At 34.7% G+C, this 23,918-nt stretch carries 25 protein-coding genes; 11 read left to right on the top strand and 14 right to left on the bottom strand.

Annotated features, from left to right (window positions below):
• On the top strand, positions 1-239 hold a 239-nt coding region (locus ACIQ6Z_RS01760), incomplete at its 5' end, for a hypothetical protein (protein ID WP_396209218.1).
• A 90-nt stretch (positions 240-329) separates the two neighbouring features.
• Positions 330-1,733 (top strand): APC family permease, encoded by a 1,404-nt coding sequence (locus ACIQ6Z_RS01765; protein WP_396209219.1) that lies wholly within the window; start codon positions 330-332, stop codon positions 1,731-1,733.
• A gap of 40 nt (positions 1,734-1,773) precedes the next feature.
• Here the strand turns inward: ACIQ6Z_RS01765 and ACIQ6Z_RS01770 are convergent, their stop codons facing one another.
• On the bottom strand, positions 1,774-3,222 hold the full coding sequence (locus ACIQ6Z_RS01770) for a glyceraldehyde-3-phosphate dehydrogenase (protein WP_396209220.1): 1,449 nt from the start codon (positions 3,220-3,222) through the stop codon (positions 1,774-1,776).
• 125 nt (positions 3,223-3,347) lie between these two features.
• A complete protein-coding gene (locus ACIQ6Z_RS01775) occupies positions 3,348-4,721 on the bottom strand; it encodes a Do family serine endopeptidase (protein ID WP_396209221.1) in 1,374 nt (457 codons plus the stop codon).
• A gap of 122 nt (positions 4,722-4,843) precedes the next feature.
• On the opposite strand from ACIQ6Z_RS01775, the gene dapF reads away from it, so the two are divergent.
• From dapF to ACIQ6Z_RS01795, 4 genes are all read left to right on the top strand, one after another.
• Positions 4,844-5,626: a diaminopimelate epimerase gene (gene dapF / locus ACIQ6Z_RS01780; protein ID WP_396209222.1), complete on the top strand. Its 783-nt coding sequence runs from the start codon at positions 4,844-4,846 to the stop codon at positions 5,624-5,626.
• A gap of 32 nt (positions 5,627-5,658) precedes the next feature.
• Positions 5,659-6,183: a GNAT family N-acetyltransferase gene (locus ACIQ6Z_RS01785; RefSeq protein WP_396209223.1), complete on the top strand. Its 525-nt coding sequence runs from the start codon at positions 5,659-5,661 to the stop codon at positions 6,181-6,183.
• Between the two features lie 18 nt (positions 6,184-6,201).
• Positions 6,202-7,242 carry an endolytic transglycosylase MltG gene (gene mltG, locus ACIQ6Z_RS01790; protein WP_396209224.1) on the top strand — a complete coding sequence of 347 codons (1,041 nt, stop codon included), beginning with the start codon at positions 6,202-6,204 and terminating at the stop codon, positions 7,240-7,242.
• 192 nt (positions 7,243-7,434) lie between these two features.
• The gene (locus ACIQ6Z_RS01795; RefSeq protein WP_396209225.1) at positions 7,435-8,076 is read left to right on the top strand and encodes a peptidoglycan-binding protein LysM; all 642 of its coding nucleotides are present in this window, start codon (positions 7,435-7,437) and stop codon (positions 8,074-8,076) included.
• A gap of 1 nt (position 8,077) precedes the next feature.
• On the opposite strand, the gene ACIQ6Z_RS01800 is transcribed toward ACIQ6Z_RS01795, so the two are convergent.
• Genes ACIQ6Z_RS01800 through dnaA form a run of 3 tightly spaced genes read right to left on the bottom strand, consistent with a single transcriptional unit; the run spans position 8,078 to position 10,683 of the window.
• Positions 8,078-8,812, bottom strand: coding sequence for an SAM-dependent methyltransferase (locus ACIQ6Z_RS01800; RefSeq protein ID WP_396209226.1), 735 nt, complete (start codon positions 8,810-8,812; stop codon positions 8,078-8,080).
• The gene (locus tag ACIQ6Z_RS01805) at positions 8,809-9,255 is read right to left on the bottom strand and encodes a low molecular weight protein-tyrosine-phosphatase (RefSeq protein WP_396209227.1); all 447 of its coding nucleotides are present in this window, start codon (positions 9,253-9,255) and stop codon (positions 8,809-8,811) included. Before ACIQ6Z_RS01805 ends, ACIQ6Z_RS01800 begins: the two co-directional genes overlap by 4 nt.
• Positions 9,256-10,683: a chromosomal replication initiator protein DnaA gene (gene dnaA / locus ACIQ6Z_RS01810; RefSeq protein ID WP_396209228.1), complete on the bottom strand. Its 1,428-nt coding sequence runs from the start codon at positions 10,681-10,683 to the stop codon at positions 9,256-9,258. It abuts the gene before it with no gap.
• A 203-nt stretch (positions 10,684-10,886) separates the two neighbouring features.
• Here dnaA and ACIQ6Z_RS01815 point away from each other — a divergent pair, with 203 nt between their 5' ends.
• Complete coding sequence (locus tag ACIQ6Z_RS01815) at positions 10,887-11,288, top strand: acyl-CoA thioesterase (RefSeq protein ID WP_396209229.1); 402 nt, start codon at positions 10,887-10,889, stop codon at positions 11,286-11,288.
• Between the two features lies 1 nt (position 11,289).
• Here ACIQ6Z_RS01815 and ACIQ6Z_RS01820 read toward each other — a convergent pair whose 3' ends face one another.
• From ACIQ6Z_RS01820 to ribD, 3 genes are read right to left on the bottom strand one after another with little or no spacing between them, the layout of a single operon-like run.
• Positions 11,290-11,907: an IMPACT family protein gene (locus ACIQ6Z_RS01820; protein WP_396209230.1), complete on the bottom strand. Its 618-nt coding sequence runs from the start codon at positions 11,905-11,907 to the stop codon at positions 11,290-11,292.
• Positions 11,908-12,513, bottom strand: a complete 606-nt coding sequence (locus ACIQ6Z_RS01825) for an HAD-IA family hydrolase (RefSeq protein WP_396209231.1) — start codon at positions 12,511-12,513, stop codon at positions 11,908-11,910. It lies immediately after the preceding gene.
• Positions 12,506-13,549, bottom strand: a complete 1,044-nt coding sequence (gene ribD, locus ACIQ6Z_RS01830; protein WP_396209232.1) for a bifunctional diaminohydroxyphosphoribosylaminopyrimidine deaminase/5-amino-6-(5-phosphoribosylamino)uracil reductase RibD — start codon at positions 13,547-13,549, stop codon at positions 12,506-12,508. Before ribD ends, ACIQ6Z_RS01825 begins: the two co-directional genes overlap by 8 nt.
• Before the next feature lie 161 nt (positions 13,550-13,710).
• Between ribD and ACIQ6Z_RS01835 the strand changes: the two genes are divergently transcribed.
• Both ACIQ6Z_RS01835 and prmC read left to right on the top strand, forming a co-directional pair.
• On the top strand, positions 13,711-14,244 hold the full coding sequence (locus tag ACIQ6Z_RS01835; RefSeq protein WP_396209233.1) for a GNAT family N-acetyltransferase: 534 nt from the start codon (positions 13,711-13,713) through the stop codon (positions 14,242-14,244).
• Positions 14,245-14,247: 3 nt separating this feature from the next.
• Positions 14,248-15,129 carry a peptide chain release factor N(5)-glutamine methyltransferase gene (prmC, locus tag ACIQ6Z_RS01840; RefSeq protein WP_396209234.1) on the top strand — a complete coding sequence of 294 codons (882 nt, stop codon included), beginning with the start codon at positions 14,248-14,250 and terminating at the stop codon, positions 15,127-15,129.
• A 46-nt stretch (positions 15,130-15,175) separates the two neighbouring features.
• On the opposite strand, the gene ACIQ6Z_RS01845 is transcribed toward prmC, so the two are convergent.
• Positions 15,176-16,417, bottom strand: a complete 1,242-nt coding sequence (locus tag ACIQ6Z_RS01845; RefSeq protein ID WP_396209235.1) for an ABC transporter permease — start codon at positions 16,415-16,417, stop codon at positions 15,176-15,178.
• A 169-nt stretch (positions 16,418-16,586) separates the two neighbouring features.
• Here ACIQ6Z_RS01845 and hisS point away from each other — a divergent pair, with 169 nt between their 5' ends.
• Positions 16,587-17,957 carry a histidine--tRNA ligase gene (gene hisS / locus ACIQ6Z_RS01850; protein WP_396209236.1) on the top strand — a complete coding sequence of 457 codons (1,371 nt, stop codon included), beginning with the start codon at positions 16,587-16,589 and terminating at the stop codon, positions 17,955-17,957.
• A gap of 49 nt (positions 17,958-18,006) precedes the next feature.
• Positions 18,007-18,354 carry a hypothetical protein gene (locus ACIQ6Z_RS01855; RefSeq protein WP_396209237.1) on the top strand — a complete coding sequence of 116 codons (348 nt, stop codon included), beginning with the start codon at positions 18,007-18,009 and terminating at the stop codon, positions 18,352-18,354.
• Between the two features lie 2 nt (positions 18,355-18,356).
• Here the strand turns inward: ACIQ6Z_RS01855 and ACIQ6Z_RS01860 are convergent, their stop codons facing one another.
• From ACIQ6Z_RS01860 to ACIQ6Z_RS01880, 5 genes are all read right to left on the bottom strand, one after another.
• Positions 18,357-19,301, bottom strand: a complete 945-nt coding sequence (locus ACIQ6Z_RS01860) for a tRNA dihydrouridine synthase (protein ID WP_396209238.1) — start codon at positions 19,299-19,301, stop codon at positions 18,357-18,359.
• A gap of 40 nt (positions 19,302-19,341) precedes the next feature.
• Positions 19,342-19,875 (bottom strand): CIA30 family protein, encoded by a 534-nt coding sequence (locus tag ACIQ6Z_RS01865; RefSeq protein WP_396209239.1) that lies wholly within the window; start codon positions 19,873-19,875, stop codon positions 19,342-19,344.
• A 308-nt stretch (positions 19,876-20,183) separates the two neighbouring features.
• A complete protein-coding gene (locus ACIQ6Z_RS01870) occupies positions 20,184-21,011 on the bottom strand; it encodes a DJ-1/PfpI family protein (protein WP_396209240.1) in 828 nt (275 codons plus the stop codon).
• A 53-nt stretch (positions 21,012-21,064) separates the two neighbouring features.
• Positions 21,065-23,263, bottom strand: a complete 2,199-nt coding sequence (locus ACIQ6Z_RS01875; RefSeq protein WP_396209241.1) for a TonB-dependent receptor — start codon at positions 23,261-23,263, stop codon at positions 21,065-21,067.
• A 119-nt stretch (positions 23,264-23,382) separates the two neighbouring features.
• A complete protein-coding gene (locus tag ACIQ6Z_RS01880; protein WP_396209242.1) occupies positions 23,383-23,604 on the bottom strand; it encodes a hypothetical protein in 222 nt (73 codons plus the stop codon).
• Positions 23,605-23,918: the final 314 nt, after the last annotated feature.

Below are 23,918 nucleotides of genomic sequence, written 5' to 3' on the forward strand. Positions count from 1 at the left end.
GTAACCAAGAGAAAGCTTCTAAAGGAGATACCGTTATGGCAACTTCTACTCGTTTGTTCCAAGGAAGGGTAGTTGAAGATTCTGCTGAGAAAAAAGGAGAATCTTTATTATCATCTACTCCTGTTGTAGTATTATCTACTGTTTTGGGTAGAACACCATCTATTGAAGAATATAAAAAAGCTGTAGAAGGAATTAACTTAACAAAGTTTGCCCCACCACATAAATTATTGGTGAGATAAATACTGAATCATTTAATAAAAACTCCCACTTTAGTGGGAGTTTTTTTGTTTCAATTCTTTTTTTATCTTTATACAAACTATAAATAAACTATGGAAAATAGCGAAAAGGAATTTAAAAAGGAATTAGGCTTGTTGGACGGAACCATGCTGGTAGTTGGTTCTATGATTGGTTCGGGAATATTTATTGTAAGTGCCGATATTGTTCGTCAGGTAGGTTCTGCCGGTTGGCTGATTGCTATTTGGTTGCTTACAAGTGTGATTACAATAGTGGCCGCCGTTAGTTATGGCGAACTGAGCGCCATGTTTCCAAAAGCAGGGGGGCAATATGTATATTTAAAAGAAGCCTATAATAAATTAATCGCTTTTTTATACGGTTGGAGTTTCTTTGCAGTGATTCAAACCGGAACTATTGCAGCCGTGGGTGTGGCTTTTTCAAAATTTGCATCGTATTTATACGCCCCTTTAAGTGATGAAAATATTCTTTTGGAATTGGGTATTGTGGATATCAATGCGGCTCAAATCGTTTCGATAATTACGATTGTTTTTCTTACGTATTTGAATAGTAGAGGGGTTAAAGATAGTAAGTTACTACAAACCGTGTTGACTATAATTAAAATACTATCATTGATTGGTTTAATTGTGTTTGGATTTACCTATGGAGCTAAAGCCGAAATTTGGAATGCCAATTGGGAAAACGCATTTGATTTACAATCTTTAGACAAAGACACAGGTATTTGGTCAGCAATTGCTGGAACCACAATAATTTCAGCAGTTTCTGCGGCGATGGTGGGATCAGTATTTTCCAGTGATGCATGGAATGGAGTTACTTTTATTGCGGGTGAAATAAAAAATCCGCAGCGAAATGTAGGGTTAAGTTTGTTTTTAGGCACCTTTATCGTTTCCTTGATCTATGTGTTGGCAAATGTAATGTATCTTGCCGTAGTACCTTTACAAGATATTGCTACAGCTCCTTCTGATCGTGTAGCGGTTGTTGCTGCTCAAAATATTTTTGGTGCTATTGGAACTACACTCATTGCAATAATGATCATGATTTCAACTTTTGCTTGTAATAATGGTTTAATTATGGCAGGTGCTCGTGTGTATTATACCATGGCAAAAGACGGTTTGTTCTTTAGGAAGGCTGCCAATTTAAACGAAGCTAGCGTTCCTTCTTGGGCATTATGGGCTCAATGTTTTTGGGCTTCTGTTTTATGTTTAACAGGAAAATATGGTGATCTTCTGGATTTCGTTGTAATTATCGTTTTGATATTTTATATCCTTACGATATATGGAATTTTTATTTTACGTAAAAAACGTCCCTATGCCGATCGTCCTTATAAAGCTTTTGGCTATCCTTTTTTACCAATGCTTTATATTGTTATTGCATTGGCCTTGAGTGTTTCTTTATTATTGACTAAGTTTGCTACGTGTGGTTGGGGTGTGTTAATCATGCTCACGGGAATTCCAATATATTACCTGACTCAGAAAAAATAATTTTAAAAAAGCCAGAAATTAATTCTGGCTTTTTTATGTATTAATAATACGTGTAGCGTCTTACTTTGGCAACATATTTTGCTAAGCGAATGACTTGATGGCTGTACCCATATTCGTTGTCATACCAAACGTAGAGTACTATGTTTTTTCCATCTCCAGAAACAATTGTAGCATTGCTATCAAATATAGCGGGTGCCGAGGTGCCAACAATATCAGAAGAAACCAACTCGTTATTCAAAGAATATTTTATTTGCTCTACTAATTCGCCTTCCAAGGCATATTTTTTCATGATGTTATTTATAGCAGCAATGCTGGTCTTTTTACCAACTTCTAAGTTTAACACGACCAATGAACCATTAGGGACTGGTACGCGAATAGCATTGGAAGTCAATTTTCCTGCTAAGCTAGGTAAGGCCTTCGCTACAGCACTTCCAGCACCGGTTTCCGTAATGACCATATTTAAAGCGGCTGCACGACCACGACGGTATTTTTTGTGCATATTGTCTACTAAATTTTGGTCGTTCGTATAGGCATGAATGGTTTCTAAATGCCCTTTAACCACTCCCAATGTGTCCTCTACTGCTTTTAATACAGGTGTAATAGCATTTGTCGTACATGAAGCAGCCGAGAAAATCGAAACGTCATCTGGATTGTATGCTTCATGATTTACACCATATACAATATTCGGAACTCCTTTTCCAGGAGCTGTTAATAGCACTTTATCTGCACCTTTTGATGTCAAATGTCTTTTTAAAGCTTCTTCCGTTGTAAAAGCACCCGTGTTGTCAATGATTAATGCATCTTCAATGCCATACGCAGTATAATCAATTTCTTCGGGTGAATTTGCCGTAATAATATGCACTGTTGTGCCATTAATTAGTAGGGCATTGTTTTCGGGATCTGCAATTACCGAACCTTGAAAATCGCCATGTACCGAATCATATCGTAATAAAGATGCTCTTTTCTCCAATAAAATGGCATCATTTTTATCCCTTGTAACAATAGCTCGTAGACGTAATTGTTGTCCTTTTCCAATTTTAGACATCATTTCACGGGCTAACAATCGACCAATTCGACCAAATCCATACAAAACCACATCCTTTGGTTTGATTTCTTGAAAATTTTTGGCTTTTTTCAATTTGTCGATAACAAACGCTTTCGCATCGTGGTATTTGTTGTCTTCTAAATGGTATTCATACGTTAATTTTCCAATGTCAATTCTTGAAGGGGGTAAATCTAAATCAGCAATAGCATTAGCAATTTCAACCGAATCAAATACATTAATTGGTTTGCCAACAAATGCAACAGCATATTCATGTAAGTTGATGATTTCGCTGACGTTTTTATCGATCAGTTGATTGCGGAACAATACCAATTCGATCGATTTGTCAAACCATAAGTCACTGATGATTTTAATAAATTCGACACCCGCTTTTCTTCTGTCTGCCTGAAAAGCAATTTCTTTTTCGTACAAAGTTGTTTGGTTCATGAAAGTAGTAATTGTGTGTTTACGAGTGCAAAAGTATAGATTTCAAACGTTTTCGTAAAATTTTTTTCATAAAAAAACCAGTCTTTTTTTTGTAGACTGGTTTTGGTGTTTTTTTGAATTAACAACTACATGATGATGCTATACATTTGTCCGCTTTTTGTGATAATTTGGTAACGTGCTTTTTGGTTTTCCTTTTTAGCCAAATAACTCGAAACCGCTTCCATGTCTTTTATTTTTTGCCCATCGATACTCAAAATAATAGCTCCATTTAACATGTCTGCATATTCAGCGTATTCCGAATTGGAAATCGATTTGATTTTAACCCCTTCTTTAAGGTTGAATTCTTTTTTTTCAGCGCTATCTAGGTCTTCAAATTCGATACCGTTGAATTCATAATTTAATAACTCTTTTCTTGACAATTTGACGGGAATAATACTGTCTTTTTCATCTCTAATAATGCGTACTTGTACAATATCATTTGGTCTTTTTGTATTAATGTATGCGGTTAATTCGGCAAAACCATTAATTTTTTTATCGTCTAATTGTACGATTATATCTCCTTTTCGTAAGCCTGCTTTTTCAGCACCTGAATTTTTGGTTACTTTATTGATGTAGAAGCCTTGCGTTACTTTTACACCTATTTCCTTTGCATAATTTGAATTTAATTCGCCTCCTTCAATACCTAGTACTCCACGTTGAACATTTCCAAATTGCATTAAATCTTCAATTATTTTTAATGCTATGTTTGAAGGAACAGCAAATGAATATCCGGTATAACTTCCGGTAGGAGATGAGATCATAGTGTTAATACCTATTAATTCCCCACGAGTGTTTACCAATGCTCCACCACTGTTACCGGGATTAACAGCCGCATCGGTTTGTATGAACGATTGTATACCATCATTGGCTAAGTTTCGTGCTTTAGCCGATACAATACCTGCCGTTACCGTTGAATTTAAGTTATACGGATTTCCTACTGCTAAAACCCATTCGCCTATTTTAATCTCGTCTGAATTTCCAAAAATGGTATAAGGTAATTTTTCATCGGCTTCAATTTTTAATAGTGCAATATCCATCTTTGAATCGGTGCCCACTAATTTTGCTTTATAGGATTTGTTGTTATTTAAGGTGACCTCTAATTCTGTAGCATTTTGAATAACATGATTATTGGTTACAATATAGCCATCCTCGGAAATAATCACTCCTGAACCGGTACCAATTTGAGTTTGCTCTCGGTCGCCTCGATACCCATAAAAGAAATCCAAATAAGGTACTTTGGAAACAGTTTTGTTTTTTACGTGAACCACGGCATGAATTGTATTTTCTGCTGCCGTTGTAAAATCAATGTTTTCAGCACCCAAACCAACGTTTTTAATATAATTTGGGTTGGCAAGGGTAATTTTCCCTGTGACATTAGGTTCCAAAAAGAATTTATAAGTACCTAATGTTACGGCTCCACTTAAGAGTGATACTGCTAGTAAACTTCCAAAATTTTTCATAGGTTTTTCATTTTTGATACTCAAATTTAAAAACAAATTTTTTTCTAAAAATCACTTTAACGCACGATTAACATTGTTTAACATCTTATTAATATTTGTACTTTTGTGAAAATTAATGAGTCATGCAACTTACCTTTTATAAATACCAAGGCACCGGTAATGATTTTATCATGGTAGACAATCGGTTGGAATTATTTCCAAAAGAAGATTCACAACTGATCGAAAAATTATGCGATCGACGTTTTGGTATAGGTGCCGATGGTATGATTCTCCTGGAAAATCATGCTAACTATGATTTTAAAATGGTGTATTACAATTCGGATGGAAATGAAAGTAGTATGTGTGGTAATGGTGGAAGATGTTTGGTAGCCTTTGCACAACAATTGGGTATCATTCAAAATGCTGCAGAATTTGAAGCGGTTGACGGCTATCATTATGCAACAATTACAACGGAGCAATGGGTATCTTTACAAATGAAAGATGTGCATTCGGTGGCTGTTCATGACGGCTATACGTTTTTAAATACGGGTTCGCCTCATCATGTTCAATTGGTGTCGGATTTGAAAAACTTTCCAGTAAAAGCAGAAGGGGCAAAAATTCGATATTCAGATTTATATGGAGCGTCGGGAAGTAATGTAAATTTTGTGGAGCCGTTGTGTGAGAATCATTTTGCTGTTCGCACCTATGAAAGAGGTGTTGAAGATGAAACCTTATCTTGCGGTACGGGAGTTACTGCTGTCGCCATTGCGATGTATGAATCGGGTAAAACGAATAGTTCTATAATTGATCTGAAAGTAGAGGGTGGAGCGTTACAAGTACACTTTAAAAAACAAGAGGGTAATTATAGGGATGTATTTTTAATTGGGCCGGCCACCTTTGTTTTTGAAGGAACAATTGACTTGTAAGATTATATTTTCCAATATTCTCAACTAAAACTATGGTAACACTATCGGGACATATAATTTATTTACGGGCATTAGAGCCTGAGGATTTGGATTTTATTTATGCTTTAGAAAATGACGAATCCGTTTGGGAAGTAAGCAATACGCAAACGCCATACAGTCGTTTTTTAATTCGACAATATTTAGAAAATGCACACCAAGACATTTATGAAGCAAAACAGTTGCGTTTGGCTATTTGTTTGAATGAAACAAGCGAAACTATAGGTTTGATTGATATTTTTGATTTTGATCCAAAAAACAATAGAGCGGGTGTTGGTTTAGTAATTGGTTCGCAAGCCCAACGCACTAAGGGTATTGGATCGGAAGCCTTAGCTTTAGTAATCCAGTATTCGTTCCAACAATTACAATTGCATCAATTATATGCAAATATTGGAAGTGATAACGAAATTAGTTTGCAACTTTTTACTAAATTTGGCTTCCAAAAAATTGGAATAAAAAAAGACTGGAACAGAGTAAATAATCTTTATAAAGACGAATTGCTCTTCCAATTGATTCAATAACTTATAAATTCATCTCTTTTGAATACAAAAAAAATACTGGCTATAGTATCGGTTGTAGGAATCGTAATAGCTTCAATTATTGGGGTATATGTTTATATAAAAGCTTTTACACCAAATACTCAATTTTCACAGGAAGAAGTATTCGTATACATTCCTAGTGATGCAAACTATGAACTAGTTAAAGAAATTGTATCTCCATTAGTAGCTGATTTTGAAAAATTTGATTTTGTAGCAACCTCTAGAAATTACAGTACAAATGTAAAATCTGGAAAGTTTTTGTTTAAAAAAGACATGACGAGTTTTGATATGGTCAGAAGTTTGCGCTTGAATGTTCCGGTTACAGTAGCGTTTAACAATCAAGAAACGTTAGAAAAACTGATGCAGCGTCTGGCTACACAATTAGAACCCGATACTACTGCATTGTTTGAAGCATTTACAAACGCTGCTTTTTTGGAAGAAAAACGATTGACGTCAGCAACGGCATTGACCCTTTTTATTCCCAATACGTATGAATTTTATTGGAATACTTCGGCTAAGAAAATGGCTAAGAAAATGGCAAAAGAGCATACAAAATTTTGGAATACCGAACGTTTAGCCAAAGCTGAAGCACTTAATATGACGCCCGCACAGGTGTATACTTTGGCTTCAATTGTTCATAAAGAAACGGTAAAAGCAGATGAAAGACCACGTGTTGCCGGTGCTTATTTGAACCGAATCCAACAAGATATGCCATTGCAAGCTGACCCAACCATAATTTATGCCCTAAAAGAAAAGTCGGGTGATTTTGATCAAATAATTAAAAGAGTAGGAGGTAGTAATTTATTCGTAAAATCACCCTACAACACGTATATCAACAAAGGGCTGCCGCCCGGACCAATAGCTATGCCAGATATTTCGGCTATTGATGCAGTACTTAATGCTGAAAAGCACAACTATATTTATTTTTGTGCCGACCCTAATAGACCTGGATATCATGCGTTTGAAACGACCTATGAAGCGCATATGGTCAACGCGAAGAAATATGCCGAATGGGTAACTAAACTAGGCATTAAACTCTAATGGTTTCTTTTTTTGTTGGGCATTCGAAACCCTTTTTTCGGTGCTGTTTTTTTGGGTTTGAAATTTCTTATTTAGGTATGTAGTTTTTCTTTTTAGAAAATATTAACATTCTGTAAATCAATACTATAATTTTTTTTGTATATTTGACCCGGTAATTTCAGATGGGTGACAGACGCTGAGAAATAACATTTGATGATAAAAAAAGGGTCATACATTTTAGGATTGACACTCCTAGTATTAGTAGTTTCTTCAGGGTTTATAACCGTTGAGCTAGAGAAAATAGAAGGTTTTCATATCGATGACAACGAGGTAATGGTTTACCATGTACCCAATCAGTTTGAAAACGAAGATGTGGGAATTAGAGTACCACTTGTAGGGAAAACATTCTTTGGTTTTGCCCAAAAAATGGCTTATAAAGAGTCAAGAGGTATGTTACACTTAGTTAATCCTTACGGATATATGGGTAAATATCAATTCGGAAAAAGTGCATTACGTACAATAGGAATTTATGATTTTCAAGAGTTTTTACATAATGGCAATTGGCAGGATAAAGCTTTCAAGGCTTTAATTGCTCGTCACAAGTGGATCTTAAAAAAGGAAATCGAAAAATATTCGGGTAGAATCATTAATGGTGTAGAAATTACAGAATCTGGCTTGTTAGCTGCTGCTCATTTGGGCGGTGCGGGTTCCGTTAAAAAATATTTGAGAAGTAACGGGCGAAGAGGATTTAGAGACGGATTTGGTACTTCTATATCCAGTTATATCAGAAGTTTTTCTGGATATGATATTTCACACATCAAAGCAGATCCTGAGGCTAAAGTTAATTTAGAATAATTTATATTTTGTGAAGAATAAATATACAAGGCCGGTTATGTAAATCGGCCTTTTCTTTTTTCCACTCCTGAATCGTTTTGGTTTTTATGTACTCTGTAGGTAAGGTAATATCACAAGCAACGCATAAAAGTGTACTTGGTTGCAGCAATTGTACCAAATCTTCCATTAATTTGGTATTGCGATACGGTGTTTCAATAAATAATTGGGTTTGATTTTTCTCCAGAGACAAACGTTCGTACATTTTAAGCGCTTGCTTCTTATCTTGTTTATCAATAGGTAAATAGCCGTTAAATGCAAAACTTTGTCCGTTCATTCCGCTGGCCATTAGCGCCAATAGGATAGAACTCGGCCCTACTAAAGGTACCACTTGAATTCCTTTTTCATGTGCTAATTTTACAATCACAGCACCGGGATCGGCAATACCAGGGCATCCTGATTCGCTCATTAGTCCCATATTTTCACCGTTTAAAAGCGGTTGAATGAAATCATAATGCGCAGAAATTTCGGTATGCTTGTTTAATACGTTTATTTTTAATTCGGGTTGTTTTTTTTCAGGATGTATACTCTTGATAAACTTACGCGCTGTTTTTTCATTTTCTACAATGTAGTGATCAATACAATCAATCGTTCTTTTGATTTGTTGTGGCAAAACATCTTCTGGCACTACTGTAGTTTCTCCTGGATTGGAAAGTGTGCATGGAATTAAATATAGTTTGCCAAATGCGCTTGATTTCATGGTATAACTTTTAATTTTTTTGCAATTTCTTCACAAGCTTGATTTAATAAGTGATATACTTTTTCAAAACCATCTTGACCGCCATAATAGGGATCTGGTACTTCTTTTGAAGGGCCTAAAATTAACGATACTTTAGATTTTGCTATACCATCTGGTGCTAATTGGAGAACGTCTTTATAATTCGATTGATCCATTACAAAGATATGATCAAAAGTATCAAAATCTGAAACCGAAAATTTTCTTGCTTTTAGATGGCTGATGTCTATGTTGTAATTTCTCGCAGTTTCAATCGAACGTACATCTGGCGATTGTCCTACGTGCCATCCGCCTGTACCAGCTGAGTCTATATAGAAATCGGTAGTGAGTTTTGTGCGCAAAATACCTTCTGCTAGAGGAGATCTGCAAATATTACCTAAACAAACCATCAAGATGTTCATCGGCATTTATAGCGATAATTTCTTGTTGATATCTTCAACGAATTTTTTGAATTGTTTGTCTGTAGCTACTAAGTTGTCTACAGTTTTACATGCGTGCAATACAGTTGCGTGATCACGATCACCAATTTGAGAACCAATATTTGCCAAAGATGCTTTTGTGAATTTCTTCGCAAAAAACATAGCGAGTTGACGAGCTTGCACAACGTGACGCTTTCTAGTCTTCGATTGTAACGTTTCTAAATCCAATTGGAAGTAATCTGAAACTGTTTTTTGTATGTAATCGATAGAAATTTCTCGTTTTACGTTTTTAACAAATTTTTCTACAACTTGTTTCGCCAAATCAATCGTAACTTCACGTTTGTTGAAAGAAGATTGAGCAATCAATGAAATAATGGCACCTTCAAGCTCACGAACGTTTGATTTGATGTTTTTTGCAACGTATTCTATAATTTCATCAGGCATTTCAACACCGTCTCTAAATAAAATATTTTTGAGAATGGAAATGCGTGTTTCATAATCGGGTTGGTGTAATTCTGCCGATAATCCCCATTTGAAACGCGATAACAAGCGTTGCTCAATATCTTGCATGTCAACAGGAGCTTTGTCTGAGGTAAGTATTACCTGCTTGCCGTTTTGATGTAAGTGATTGAAAATATGGAAGAATACATCTTGTGTTCCTGATTTACCCGACAAAAATTGCACGTCGTCAATGATCAAAACATCGATGAGTTGATAGAAGTGAATAAAATCGTTACGTGTATTTTTCTTCACCGAATCAATATATTGTTGCGTGAAAATTTCAGCCGAAATATACAATACGGTTTTTTCAGGATATTTATCTTTAATTTCTACTCCAATGGCATGTGCTAAGTGGGTTTTTCCCAATCCTACACCACCAAAAATTAATAACGGATTGAAGGAGGTGCCTCCTGGCTTATTGGCAACAGCCATACCTGCACTTCTGGCTAATCGGTTGGAATCACCTTCTAAGAAATTATCAAAACTGTAATTGGCGTTTAATTGGGATTCAATTTTTAAATTGCGAATGCCAGGGATGATAAACGGATTTTTCAATTCTGGATTTTTATTCACAATAGGCACGTCAACTTCTTGTGGTTTTACTGCAGTTCTATTGTAACTCGGAATTTGCTCTGTAAATGGTAGCTTGTTTCCGTAAGTGTTTTCCATTTTGATTTTGTACAATAACTTAGCGCTTGGACCTAATTCTTTAGTAAGCGCTACTTTCAACAATTTTACATAGTGCTCTTCTAACCATTCATAGAAAAATTTACTAGGTACTTGAATCGATAATGCGTTATCATTTAACTCAACTGACTGAATTGGCTCGAACCAAGTTTTATAGGCTTGATCCTGAATGTTGTCTTTTATGAAACTAAGACAGTTATTCCATACCGATTGCGCAGTTTTTGTCATAAATTCGATTACTTTTGAATTGTTATTGTTATTTTTGTACAGGTTATCTTACAAAAAGGATAGGGATTTTTTGTACATTATTTGGGATAGCAAATATGTGAACAAATTTCTTTAAAAAAAATTTTTTTTCTATTGATTTTTAAAAAAAAAAATTGTAAGTCAACAATTCATTTCGGGTAAAATTAAAAAAAATATATTTCAATATGAAAGAATATCAATTTCAAGTTCGTGTGCGTTATGCAGAAACCGATCAAATGGGAGTGGTTTATCATGGTAATTATGCACAATATTTTGAAATGGGTCGTGTAGAATGGCTTAGAAATATGGGGGTTTCTTACAAATGGATGGAAGAAAATGGTGTAATGTTGCCGGTTGTTTCACTTTCAATGAATTATAAAAAACCAGCACGCTATGATGATTTGTTAACAGTGAAGACTATTTTAAAAAGTCAGACTACTGTAAAGATTGAATTTGATTACGAGATCTACAACGAAAACAGTGAGTTATTAACAACGGGTTATTCAATGTTGGTCTTTGTCGATATGAAATCTGGCCGTCCAATTTTGCCTCCTGACTATGTATTAGAAAAATTAAAGGCGTTATAAGTTAATCTAATTCATGAAGTTGAACTTCGTATAAATTTTCAAAAGTGTCCCATATAATTTGGGCGTTTTTTTTTCGGGTGGCCACCACAATTTCACAATCGAGTTCCATTTTTTGGGCCACAATGGTAAGATTTTTCTCTTTAATAATGCGCATTACTTTGTTCATGTGTGCGTAGCCGAAAGTTAAGATAAATTGTTTGTCAATGGTTTTTTCAACGATTTCAGCATCTTCAAGTGCCAATTGTGCGGCTGTTTTGTAGGCAGAAATTAATCCGCCCACGCCCAATTTTACTCCGCCAAAATAACGAACAACCACTACCAATATATTGGTAACTTCAAACGACTGTATTTGTCCGTAAATTGGCATGCCAGCACTATTATTTGGTTCGCCATCATCGTTGGCGCGGTATTGTATTTTTTCAGTTCCTATTTGATAGGCATAACACCAATGCCGAGCTGAAAAATGCTCTTTTTTCAAAAGCTCTAAGTGTACTTTGACTTCTTCTTCTGAAATAACGGGAAAAGCATAACCATAAAATTTACTGTTCTTTTCTTTAAACAAAATTTCTTGGCTTGCTTGTTCAATAGTTTTGTAGGTATCGTTTATTAAGGTGTCCAATTAAAAGCTGAATTTTTTTGAGAATAAATCGACAACATCTTCTTTTCCAACTTCTAAATTCCAAACAATTAAGCCTAGTTTTTCAGCCACATCTGTATTTTCTGTTTTATCATCAACAAATAGTGTTTTTTTCGGATTCAAATTGTGATTGTTTAGTACAAATTTAAACGCATCTTCTTCAGGTTTGCGCATTTGAATTTCGTAAGAAAAATATACTTTTTCAAAGCAGCTATAGAAATCTCTAGCAAAGGTTAGTCCTTCATTGTGTTCAAATTTTTCTATGTGAGTATGATCGGTATTGCTCAATAAAAATAAACGGTATTTTGAAGCAATCATTTGAAGAAACTCAAGTCGATACAGCGGAAAATCAGCCAAAATAGAATTCCAGGCATTGCGAATACTGATTAAATCTGCATGAGGTATATGTTTTTGAAACCCCTCCAAGAAGGTTACTTCGTCAATTTTCCCGCGTTCATATTGTTTGTTCAGTGCATCCAAATCGGCATGCCATTCTGTTAAACCTAATTTTCTAAATTCGGCATCAATTTTTTGTTTGTCTAAATTAATAAAGACATCACCAAAGTCAAAAATAATTGCATCAATCATAATTTCTGAAAATATTAAGTTGGTCATCCTTGATGTCAAAACGTTGGATTGAATTTCCATTGAACTTTGGGGCTTGAGTTCCGTCTTGAAATTTTATTTGTCCAGTAAAAACCATTGCTTCATCCCATAAATGGGCATCTATAAAAGATTGTATGGTTTTTGCACCTCCTTCTATGATAACCGACTGAATGTCATGACGGTATAAAATAGTCGCAATGGAATGTGCTAGGCTTTTATCAAAGATAACATTTTCATAGATACAATTTTCAGTTGAAGTAAATTTTTTGCTCTCGGTCAATATGATAGTCGGATTCGAGAAGTCTTTAACGGCATAATGTGCAGCAATTTTTCCAGTTTTATCTAAAACGATACGAATGGGATTTGTACCGCTATAGGTTCTTGCCGTTAAACTAGGATTGTCATCTAAAATCGTTTGAGTTCCCACTAGTATAGCTTGTTCTTCGGTTCGCCATTTGTGTACTACTTGTCGAGAATAGGGATTCGAAATCCAAACGGGGCTTTTTGTTTCTTTCGATATTGGTGCTATAAAGCCATCAGCGGTCTCCGCCCATTTCAATATAATATAAGGTCTTTTCTTTTGGTGAAATGTGAAAAAGCGTTTATTCAGCGCATTGCATTCGTCTTCTAAAATGCCAACGGTTACATTTTTTCCGTTTTCAATTAATTTTTTGATTCCGTTTCCGGCCACTTTTGCAAAGGGATCGAGGGTGCCAATAACCACATTCGGAATTTCATTTGCAAGAATTAAATCACAACAAGGTGGTGTTTTTCCAAAATGACTACACGGTTCTAAACTTACATAAATCGTAGCTTCTTTTAACAGTGATTTGTCTTGTACCGCATACACTGCATTGACTTCGGCGTGGGCTTCGCCTGCTTTTTTATGCCAACCCTCGCCAATGATTTTTCCGTCGTGTACGATAACACTTCCGACCATCGGATTAGGGTAGGTAGTACCCAAACCATTTTTGGCCAATTGAATACAGCGCTTCATGTATATTTCGTGGTTCGTCATACTACAAAAGTACTATTTTTAAAAGTATAAAATTAAACATATAAGTCATATGAGTATAAATATATTTTAAGAAGTTAATCAACATGTTCATATAAGCTTTTAATTTTCTTTTATGTGCTTTTTAAATCTTTTCAAAAGGCAAAAAAACTTAAATAGCTTATATGTTAAAACAATCTCAACTTAATTTATGTAATTTTACCACCAATATAATTGCTATGTTAATTAGAGAAATCCAACAAAAAGACAACGAATCAATTGCTAAGGTAATTCGTGCTATTTTTCATGAATTAAATGCGCCAAAAGTTGGCACAGCCTATGCTGATCCTATTTTAGATAGCTTGTACGAAGTGTATCAAGCACCTCGTTCGGTATATTATGTGGTGGAAAAAGATGGAGAAGTTGTCGGTGGTTGTGGTGTTGCGCCTTTGGAAAATGGAGTTGATTCGGTTTGCGAATTGCAAAAAATGTATTTCGCTCCTGAAATAAGAGGAACGGGTTATGCGGAAAGAATTATCAAGCAATGTTTGGAATTTGCCAAAAATCAAGATTTTGAACTTTGTTATTTGGAAACCTTATCGTTTATGACAGCCGCTCAAAAGCTTTATGCGAGATTAGGTTTTGAGCCTATTGATGGCCCAATGGGAAATACAGGGCATAGTAGTTGTGAAATTTGGATGACTAAAAATATAGTATAAGCAATGCTACTAAAACAATACAAAACTCACTTTTTTGATGCTCTTAAAAGTATTCAAGACGAACAAGAAATTGAAAGTTTCTTTTTCATTTTGACCGAATATTTGCATCATCTAAAGCGGGTAGAAGTAGCTTTGCATCCTAATTTTGTACTTTCAGAATATGATGTTGAAAAATGGAATGCCATTTTAGCTCAATTACAACAAGAAAAACCCATTCAATACATTACAGGTGAAGCTTGGTTTTATGGTATGAAATTTGAAGTCAATGAAAACACACTAATTCCAAGACCAGAAACCGAAGAATTGGTAGATTGGATTTTGAATTCACCCATTACCCAATACCCATCACCAATTACCATTTTAGACATTGGAACTGGAACAGGTTGTATCCCCATTGCATTAAGAGCAAATGTTCCACAAGCCAATGTGTCTGCAATTGATGTTTCTGAAAAGGCTCTAGAAGTAGCCAAAAGGAATGCTGAATTAAATAAAGTTGAAATTAATTTTATTCAAGCGAATATATTGGATGTTGATGATTTATTAATTCTCCCATCACCCATCACCAAACACCAGTCATCCTATAATATCATCGTTTCAAATCCGCCGTATGTTCGTAATTTGGAAAAACAAGAAATCAAGAAAAATGTGTTGGATTATGAACCGCATTTAGCTTTGTTTGTGGAAGATACCGATGCCTTACTTTTTTACCGGAAAATTGCACAATTGGCATTGAAATACTTATCGCCAAACGGATTATTGTTTTTCGAGATCAATCAATACTTAGGCAAAGAAACGGTTGAATTGCTTCAAAATCTGGGGTTTAAAAATATAGAATTAAAAAAAGATATGTATGGTAATGATCGAATGGTAAAAAGTGAAAAGTAAAGAGTGAAAAGTAAAAAGTAATTTTGTACTTCTAACTACCAACTACCTACTCGTATCTTAACGCTTCCACAGGATCTAATTTAGCCGCTTTTAAGGCGGGTACCAATCCAGAAATAATGGTAACTACTATAGTCGTAATAACGGTAGCAATTATAGCTAACCAAGGCGTACTGAATGAAAATTTCAGTAACGAGGCAATTAAATAACCTGTTCCTATTCCTAAAATCAACCCCAATAATCCGCCCAATTGACTAATTACAAAGGTTTCGGTTAAAAATTGCCATCCAATAGTGGAGCGTTTAGCACCTAATGATTTTCGAACTCCAATCTCTCTTGTGCGCTCGGTAACAGATACCAACATAATATTGGTTAAAGCAATGGTAGATCCAAAAACAGTCAGTAATCCAATCACCCATGCAATTACACTTAAAAAGGCAACTTGATCAAGTAGCGTGCGTCGTAAATCATCACTTCGTTCAATGCCAAAATTGTCTTTTTCAACCGGACTCAGTTTGCGCACACGGCGCATGGTCATTTTAGCATCATCTACCGCTTCATTCAATACCGCTTCGTTGTTTACCATGACGTCCAAATCGTAATTGATATTGGGAGCTGAGAATAGGGACCGTGACACTTGTGTGGGTATTAATACGCGTAAATCTTGACTGTTGCCAAAAGTGGAACCTTTTTCTTTCAAAACACCAATCACTCTAAATTTGGCACCACGAATAGATATAATTTTATCAATAGGATTCATGTTCGCAAACAAACCTTTTTCAAAATCAGAACCCAAAACGCAAACATAGTTGTTGTTGGCTACGTCAAACGAATTCATATTTCGACCTTTAACTACTTCTAATCCTTTATTCGGACAAAAATTTTCATCAATACCTACTACAGTAATTTCTGGATCAGTTTTCTTGTCTTGGTATTTTACTTCAATGGCAGAACCTGCTGTAAAGGATAGTGAGGTGGTGGTAAAGGGAAAGGAATATTTGTCTTGAAAGGCTTTGGCTTGTGGATAACTTATAATGGGATTCACCCGTTGATCGGCATCATTTTGATTGATTTCAGAAGAAAAATCATACTGACTAATGGAAAAAGTATTAGCACCCATAGAGGCAAAATTGGTCAATAATGAATTTTCTAAAGCTGTAACAAGGGTTAAAACACCTACTAAGGCCCAAATTCCGATAGCAATAATTAATACCGTTAGGGAAGTACGTAGCGCCTGACTTTTTATCGAGTCAAGTGCGATTTTTGTATTTTCTTTGAATAATCCGATCATGATTATAAGACTACAAATAATTTATTTTGTTACATTAAAAAAGTAATTTGTAAAAAGTGATTAGTAATTAGTCTTATTATTTTTTGAAGTCAGTAATATATCCGATATTTGCACAACAAAAGAAATGAATCGTCTGATTGACATATTTTCAAATTGACACATTAGAAAAATGGCACAAAAACCAAGTATACCTAAAGGAACCCGTGATTTTTCGTCTGCAGAAGTAGCGAAGCGGAATTATATTTTCTCTACGATTAAAACAAATTTTGAGAAATTTGGGTTTCAGCCCATTGAAACGCCATCGTTTGAAAATTCGGAAACCTTGATGGGAAAATACGGAGAAGAAGGCGATCGTTTGATTTTTAAAATATTGAATTCGGGAGATTATTTGGATAAAGTTCCTCAGGAAGAATTACAAGCCATAAACTATAAACAATTAACGGGTAAAATTTCAGAAAAAGCACTTCGCTATGATTTAACGGTTCCGTTTGCTCGGTATGTGGTACAACACCAAAACGAAATTGAATTTCCGTTCAAGCGCTACCAAATCCAACCCGTTTGGCGTGCCGATCGTCCTCAAAAAGGGCGTTTTAGAGAGTTTTATCAGTGTGATGCCGATGTGGTGGGTTCAAATTCACTTTGGCAGGAAGTGGAATTGGTGCAATTGTACGATGCTGTTTTTAGTCAGTTAGGTTTAGGAGGTGTAACCATAAAAATCAACAATCGTAAGATTTTATCAGGAATTGCTGAGGTTATTGGTGCTTCTGATAAATTGATTGATTTTACGGTGGCTCTTGATAAATTAGACAAAATAGGGGAAGATGGCGTTAAAAAAGAAATGTTGGAAAAAGGTATTTCGCCAGCGGCTATTGAAAAAGTGCAACCCTTGTTTCATTTTATCGGGACAATTGATGAAAAAATAGAAAAATTAGCTCTTTTGTTGACCAATTCCGAAGAAGGAAAAAAAGGTGTAGCAGAATTGCAATTCATTTGTGATCAGGTTTCGGCTTTAGGATTACAAACTGCATTTTTGGATTTGGATGTAACGTTAGCACGAGGCTTAAATTATTATACGGGTGCCATTTTTGAAGTAGCTGCTCCTGAAGGTATTGCCATGGGATCTATTGGTGGTGGTGGTCGTTATGATGATTTAACAGGGATTTTCGGATTGAAAAACATGTCGGGTGTTGGAATTTCTTTCGGATTAGATCGCATCGCCTTAGTAATGGAAGAAGTTGGTTTGTTTCCAGAAACGGTGTTAGCGACGTCAAAAGCTTTGTTTTTGAACTTTGGTGACCGTGAAGCTTTATATGCGATGCAAGCTATTGCTGTGCTTCGTCAAAAGGGCATTAAGGTGGAATTGTATCCCGATGCTGTAAAAATTGACAAACAATTCAAACATGCCGACCGAAGAGGAATTCCTTTTGCAGTACTTGTTGGAGCTTCCGAAATGGAACGTATGGAATATGGATTAAAAAACTTACAAACCGGTGAACAACAAAAGGTAGATTTGGCTACTTTAGTTACATTGCTTTCCTAAATTAAATGTGATCTTTGCTAAATTCCGATTAAGCGGTTATTGTAATTGTATGAATGTCAACGACGAAGCAAAAAAAGTAATTTGGTCTTTGCAAAACAATAAACGTTCAGAAAAGGAACGAAATGTATTTGCTCCCATAGGAAAAAAAGCGTATAATAAAAATGTAATGTATGGTGTTTCGGCTGTAGGGATATCACTATCGTTAAGTTTTATTTTATCTCAATTTACAACAAAATCCACCGATTTTTGTTTTTTACTTGAAACGTACTGCTACAATTCGATTGAACATTCAATGGCTTATACGTTTTATATTTTCATAAATCTTTGGATACTCATTTTAGGAATTGGAATTGCTTATTTGATTGGAAAAAAATTAGGCAATCGATTTAAACTATAGATTTATCCGTTTTTAAAAATTTCCTTCACCGCTGCTTTATAATTTTTACTGTTTCCGGCTTTTTTAATTTTTTTAAACGTTTTCTGTGGATTGGAAAACGATTCTGAGAAGTATTCCCAAAACCCTAGCATTTTCATGCGAATAGGCGTAGGACCTGATAAATAGGCATCGTAATCATGATATATTGTCTCGTGAAAAGCTTCAAATATTTCCAATTTATTTTTGGGATATTCTGTGGTGTTATTTTTAATCATTGCTGGCAAAAATGGATCGGCAATTAAACCTCTTCCGATCATCCAATGGTCAATAGCAGGAAATCGCTCTTGTAATTCTTTAAATTTAGATACAGATGTAATATCGCCGTTATAATAAATTTTGTGTTTTGTATGGTTTAAACAATTTTGGAACGAATCTAAATCGACTCCTCCCTTATACAATTGTTTTCCAATGCGGGCATGAATGGCTATATTTTTAATGGGATATCGGTCTAAGATCGGAAAGACATCTAAAATTTCGGTGGCATTATCATAGCCCATTCGCATTTTTAAAGAAACAACAATATTGGTTTCCTCGTGTACTCGCTGTAAAATATGTTCAATCTGTGACGTATTGCGAATCAAACCAGAACCCATGCCACACTTTGCTACCATAGGATAAGGGCAGCCTAAATTCCAATTTAGTTCTTTGTAACCCACTTGCTGCACATAGTTGGCTACAAATAAAAATTCTTCGGCATCATTGGTAATAATTTGTGGGATAACTTCGAGTGTGGTGTTATTTTCGGGAAGGATATCTCGCTCATACGAACCTTTTATAATCAATTTACCGTTCAGTTTGATGTAGGGCGCATAAAAGGTATCGATGCCTCCAAAATGCTGTTGAAAAGCATTGCGAAATCTAAAATCCGTAAATCCTTGAAGCGGTGAAGAAAGTAAAGTTAGGCTCATGCTACAAAGATAGTAGATATATTTTATTGTTTTCGGTAATTTATTTTACCAATTCAATAGTATCGATGAGGAGTTCAAACGATTCATTTTTCTTGTTTCCGATTAAAAACACTAGTTCTTCTATCGTCTCTTTATTAAAATTTGGAAGGTCTAAGGTTTGTCCTCTAAAAGAAGGATATAAATCATTTAAATCGAGTAGGACAGTTTCCCATTCTCCAGTCGTTTTAAAAGTTGTAATGTATGAAAAGTAAGCGTTCTTATCCGCTTTAATTCGAAATTGGTAGGCTTTACCATCTCCTTTTAATCGAATGGCAACTTTTGTGAAGTTGCTAATGTTCTTTCGCTTCAATTGGTAGCGAACGGATGAAAATCCGCCATTATTTGCAGTAGAAACATCGCCATAAAAAAGGCCATTCCCTTGGTCATCAATTTTGAATTTACCATACGAACGTCCGCCCATAACAGTATCATCTAAGATTTGCCATTCTTTAGCATTGGTGTTTTTATTAAAATCAAAAAGTAAACCTTCATTCATGGATATTGGAAACAGAAGTAGTAAAAATAGTAATTTCATGGTTTTATTGTAAATGTAACTATTTATACATTAATCGCTAAAATTTTAGCAAACTGTTAAGAAGCGTTTATTTTAAATTGAATTACAAGTCATAAAAAAAAACGGATTACTATGTATAATCCGTTTTTAATATTTGATAAATTCTGTAGCGAGGACGGGAGTTGAACCCGTGACCTCAGGGTTATGAAAATTTTTCATCCTGTGTCCCCCTTTAATTTACACAGTAATATCAAGCGTTTATTGCGTCTTTTTTTATAATTCCTTACTCCGTTTCCTTACTCCAGAATGGATATAAAATTTAAGTTTGTTTATTTCTTTGCTTTTACTTTTTCAATTAAAGGCAACATTAACATATCATACATCTCTTTCATCATATCCGCAACTAATGGGTCTGATTTTTTTGGTGTTCCTGCGTTGTATGGTGGCTTAGGGTCGTATTCTAAATCTAACATAACTGCTTCAGTATATTTTCTACCTAATAAGTCATCTATAATTGCCAACGACATATCTATACCAGCAGAAACTCCTGCTGAAGTCCAATATTTCCCGTCATTTACATAACGCTCCTCTTTAAAATTTGCACCATACATTTTCATCATTTCTTCACCTCTATACCAATTTGAAGTAACATTTTTTCCTTGTAACAATCCAGTTGCACCCAAAACCCAAGCGCCCGTACATACACTCGTTGTGTATTTGGTTGTCTTGTCAATTTGCTTAATCCAATTGATTGTTTCAGTGTCTTGAGTTAGCATTATTGTTTCAGTTGCACCGCCAGGTATCACCAAAATATCTAAGGACTTCACATCTGCAAACGAGCTATCTACTTTTATTTCTAAACCTCTTTGGTTTTTTACCATTCCTCTATTTTTTGCAATAAAATAGGTCTTAGCACCCATAATTTCAGCCAATGTATGATAAGGTCCCATTGCATCCAAAGTATTGTAGCCATCATATAATAAAATACCGATTTTTTTGATAGGAACTTTTGTTGGAGTATAAAGAATGTCCATCATTTTTTCGTGCTTGTCAGCAGTTCCGATAACTAAACTATCGGGATTTGTTTTTTGTCCAAAACTTATTCCAGAAATAATAAGTAAAAGTACTAAAGTTGAAATTTTTATTGTCGATTTCATATGTCTCAAATTTAATTAAGCCAAAGGGATATAACCTTTGGCTTAATGATTAATTAAAATTTTGCACTCAATGTTAAACCAAATGTTCTTGGTTGTGCCATTCGAGATTGACGACCAAAACTACTGTCAGGGTTTCCGTAAGCTAAATACCTTTCATTAGTAAGATTTTGTCCCCAAATAAACAAACTGTATTTGCCGTAAGTTAAACCAATTCTTGAGTTAAGAAGTGTATAAGAAGGTTGTTCAATTTGGTTTTGAATATCAGTATATTGTTTTCCTAAATTACGAATTTCACCACGAACAATTGCTTTTAACTTTTGGTTAATCGAATATTCATATTGTGCGCCCAAAAATAGGGTATGAGTTGGTGCATTAGAAAGTTTATTACCACCAATGGCTGTTGTAGATTCTACTCCGGTACCAAAGTTAACGCGTTTCAAATCAAATCCTTTGTATTCCGTTGGGTTAAATCCGAAACTACCGTCTAATTGTAGTCCTTTTGCTGGTAAAGCAGAAACTTCTAATTCTATTCCCATAGATTGCGCATCGCCAACATTTTCTCTTGCATAAGTAAATGGAGCTACCAAATTATAAAATTGTAAATCTTTCCACTGAATTAAAAAGGCAGAAGCTCCAATGCTAAGTTTTTTATCTAACAAGAAAGATTTATAACCAATTTCGTAATTATTCGAATATTCTGGGTCAAATGTTTGTCTTACTCCTGCAGGTAAAGAACTTGCATTAATACCACCAGCTCTAAATCCTCTTGTATAGGTTGCGTAAATATTTGAAAGCTCATTTACTGAATAATTCACCGAAAATTTAGGTGAAATTGCAGAATAATTTCCATCTGCAGTGATGTTAGGGTTGATGTCTGTTACTACACCATTAAAAAGCATTGCATCACCAAATCCATTAAAGGTTGCTTCACGCTTTTCATAATCATAACGCAAACCTACGGTGGCTTTTAATTTGTTTGTTAACTGGTAGCTCATTTCTCCAAAACCAGCAAGTCCAGAGTTGTTACTTCTATTTCTGTTGATTAAATAAGTACCACTTGGTAAACTAAAAGCTGCTGCTTCTGCATCCGATAATTCATAAGCGGTATTTGTTGTAGGCTCATAACCTTTCTGAGTAAATGCATAAACACCCGCCGTGTATTGAAACTTACTGTCTGAATGAGAATTAATTCTCAACTCTTGACTCCATACTTTTTGAGGAGGAAGTAATTCACCAATTTTTCCGTCATAATAAGAATGATAAATTCCTGGGAAATCTAAATCTTTAAATCCAAAAGAAATGGTTTGTAAAGCAGAAATTGAGGTAATTGTGAATTTATCAGCATTATATTTAGCTACTAATGAAGTGTTTAAAATATTGCGTTCGTGACTTTGAATTCTTGATAAATTAATTACATCAGGATTTGCAAATGCATAGGTATCGCTAAATTGAGAAACCATAAATCCTGAATTATTACTCTTGTCCTGTTGACCTTTTAAGTTTAAAGTAAGATGAAAACGATTGTTTACTAACCATTTTAAAAACATATTTCCATACAGATTTTTTTCTCCTCCAACGGATTTCCCGTTAAGATTGGTATCTGTTGCAGAAGTACCTGAGATGTTGTTTTTTAAGAATCCATCTTGAGTTTGGTACAAACCATTTAAACCAAAATATAATTTATCTTTAATAATAGGAGTTTTAATACCTGTGCTATAGCGTTGTAAGCCAAGATTCCCAAAGCTTGTTTCAGCAAAACTATTCGTTTGGTTGGTAGGTTTTTTAGTAATGATATTCACTACTCCACCCATTGCATTTCTACCATATAAAGTTCCTTGTGGTCCTCTCAATATTTCAATTCTTTCAATATCAGTAAACGCAAAACCATTTGCTAAAATATCAATATTGTTTACATCATCAATGTAAGTAGAAACTGCAGGATTTTCACTAAACACTTGAATCCCACGAATAGATTGAATTTGCTGAAATGAAACCCCTAACTCTTGGTAGTTGTAATTTGGTACTAAAGCAGTAAGTCCGCTTAAACCCCAAGTTCTAGTGTCTTCTAATTTTTTTGAAGAGAGAGATGTAATAGAAGTGTTTACTTTAATAATACTTTCCTCTCTTTTATTAGCCGTTACTATAACTTCCTCTAATTGTTTTGTTTTTGTGGTGTCTATGGTTGTTTGTGAATAGACAGCACTACTCGTTAGCAATATTCCTATTGCCGAAATCATTCCTCTAATATTCATTTTAGTATTTATTTGATTTAATATTAACAATGCCTATTTGGATAAGTGTATGCCATACCAAATAAGCCACATTGCTTTACGCAAGTGGTAAAATTACTTTGGTTCACCAAAGAATTGCTTTAAATCAAATTGAATATTGGAGGACGAAAAATAGTAGATTGATACGATGAATAATCTTGAAATTTATAACCAAAAAACGATTGTTTTTTGACTTCAAAATCAAATTTTTGGGAAACATTAAAATTTGCCTGATTGTGACAATACAACACCTCTAATTTTTCTTTAATTGTCTGCGGTGTTTGCTTTTCTTCGTCTTTGTCTGCTTGTTTCAGTTTTTTCATCAACTGACACTTACCATTACATTTTAGTATTGGTTTAGCACGGTTTTCACAAAGGTTTTTTGCGATATAATCTTGGTTTATTTTGAAAGATACAAAAATCCATACCTTGCTTAAAGGTTGAATAAAAACGAGTAAAGTGAGTAATATGACAAGTATCTTTTTCAAATCGGATACAAAGGTAATATTTCACAAAATATTAAAATGTATTTTCTATATTAATTTTTTAATAAAAAAAAGAATGTTCCTTACTCTTTTCCTTACTCCAAAGTAGGTTAATAGCAGGTTTTTTTTAATAAAAAAAACCCTTAACATAT

It is taken from the genome of Flavobacterium sp. (assembly GCF_044376915.1).
In the GTDB taxonomy this organism is placed as follows: domain Bacteria; phylum Bacteroidota; class Bacteroidia; order Flavobacteriales; family Flavobacteriaceae; genus Flavobacterium.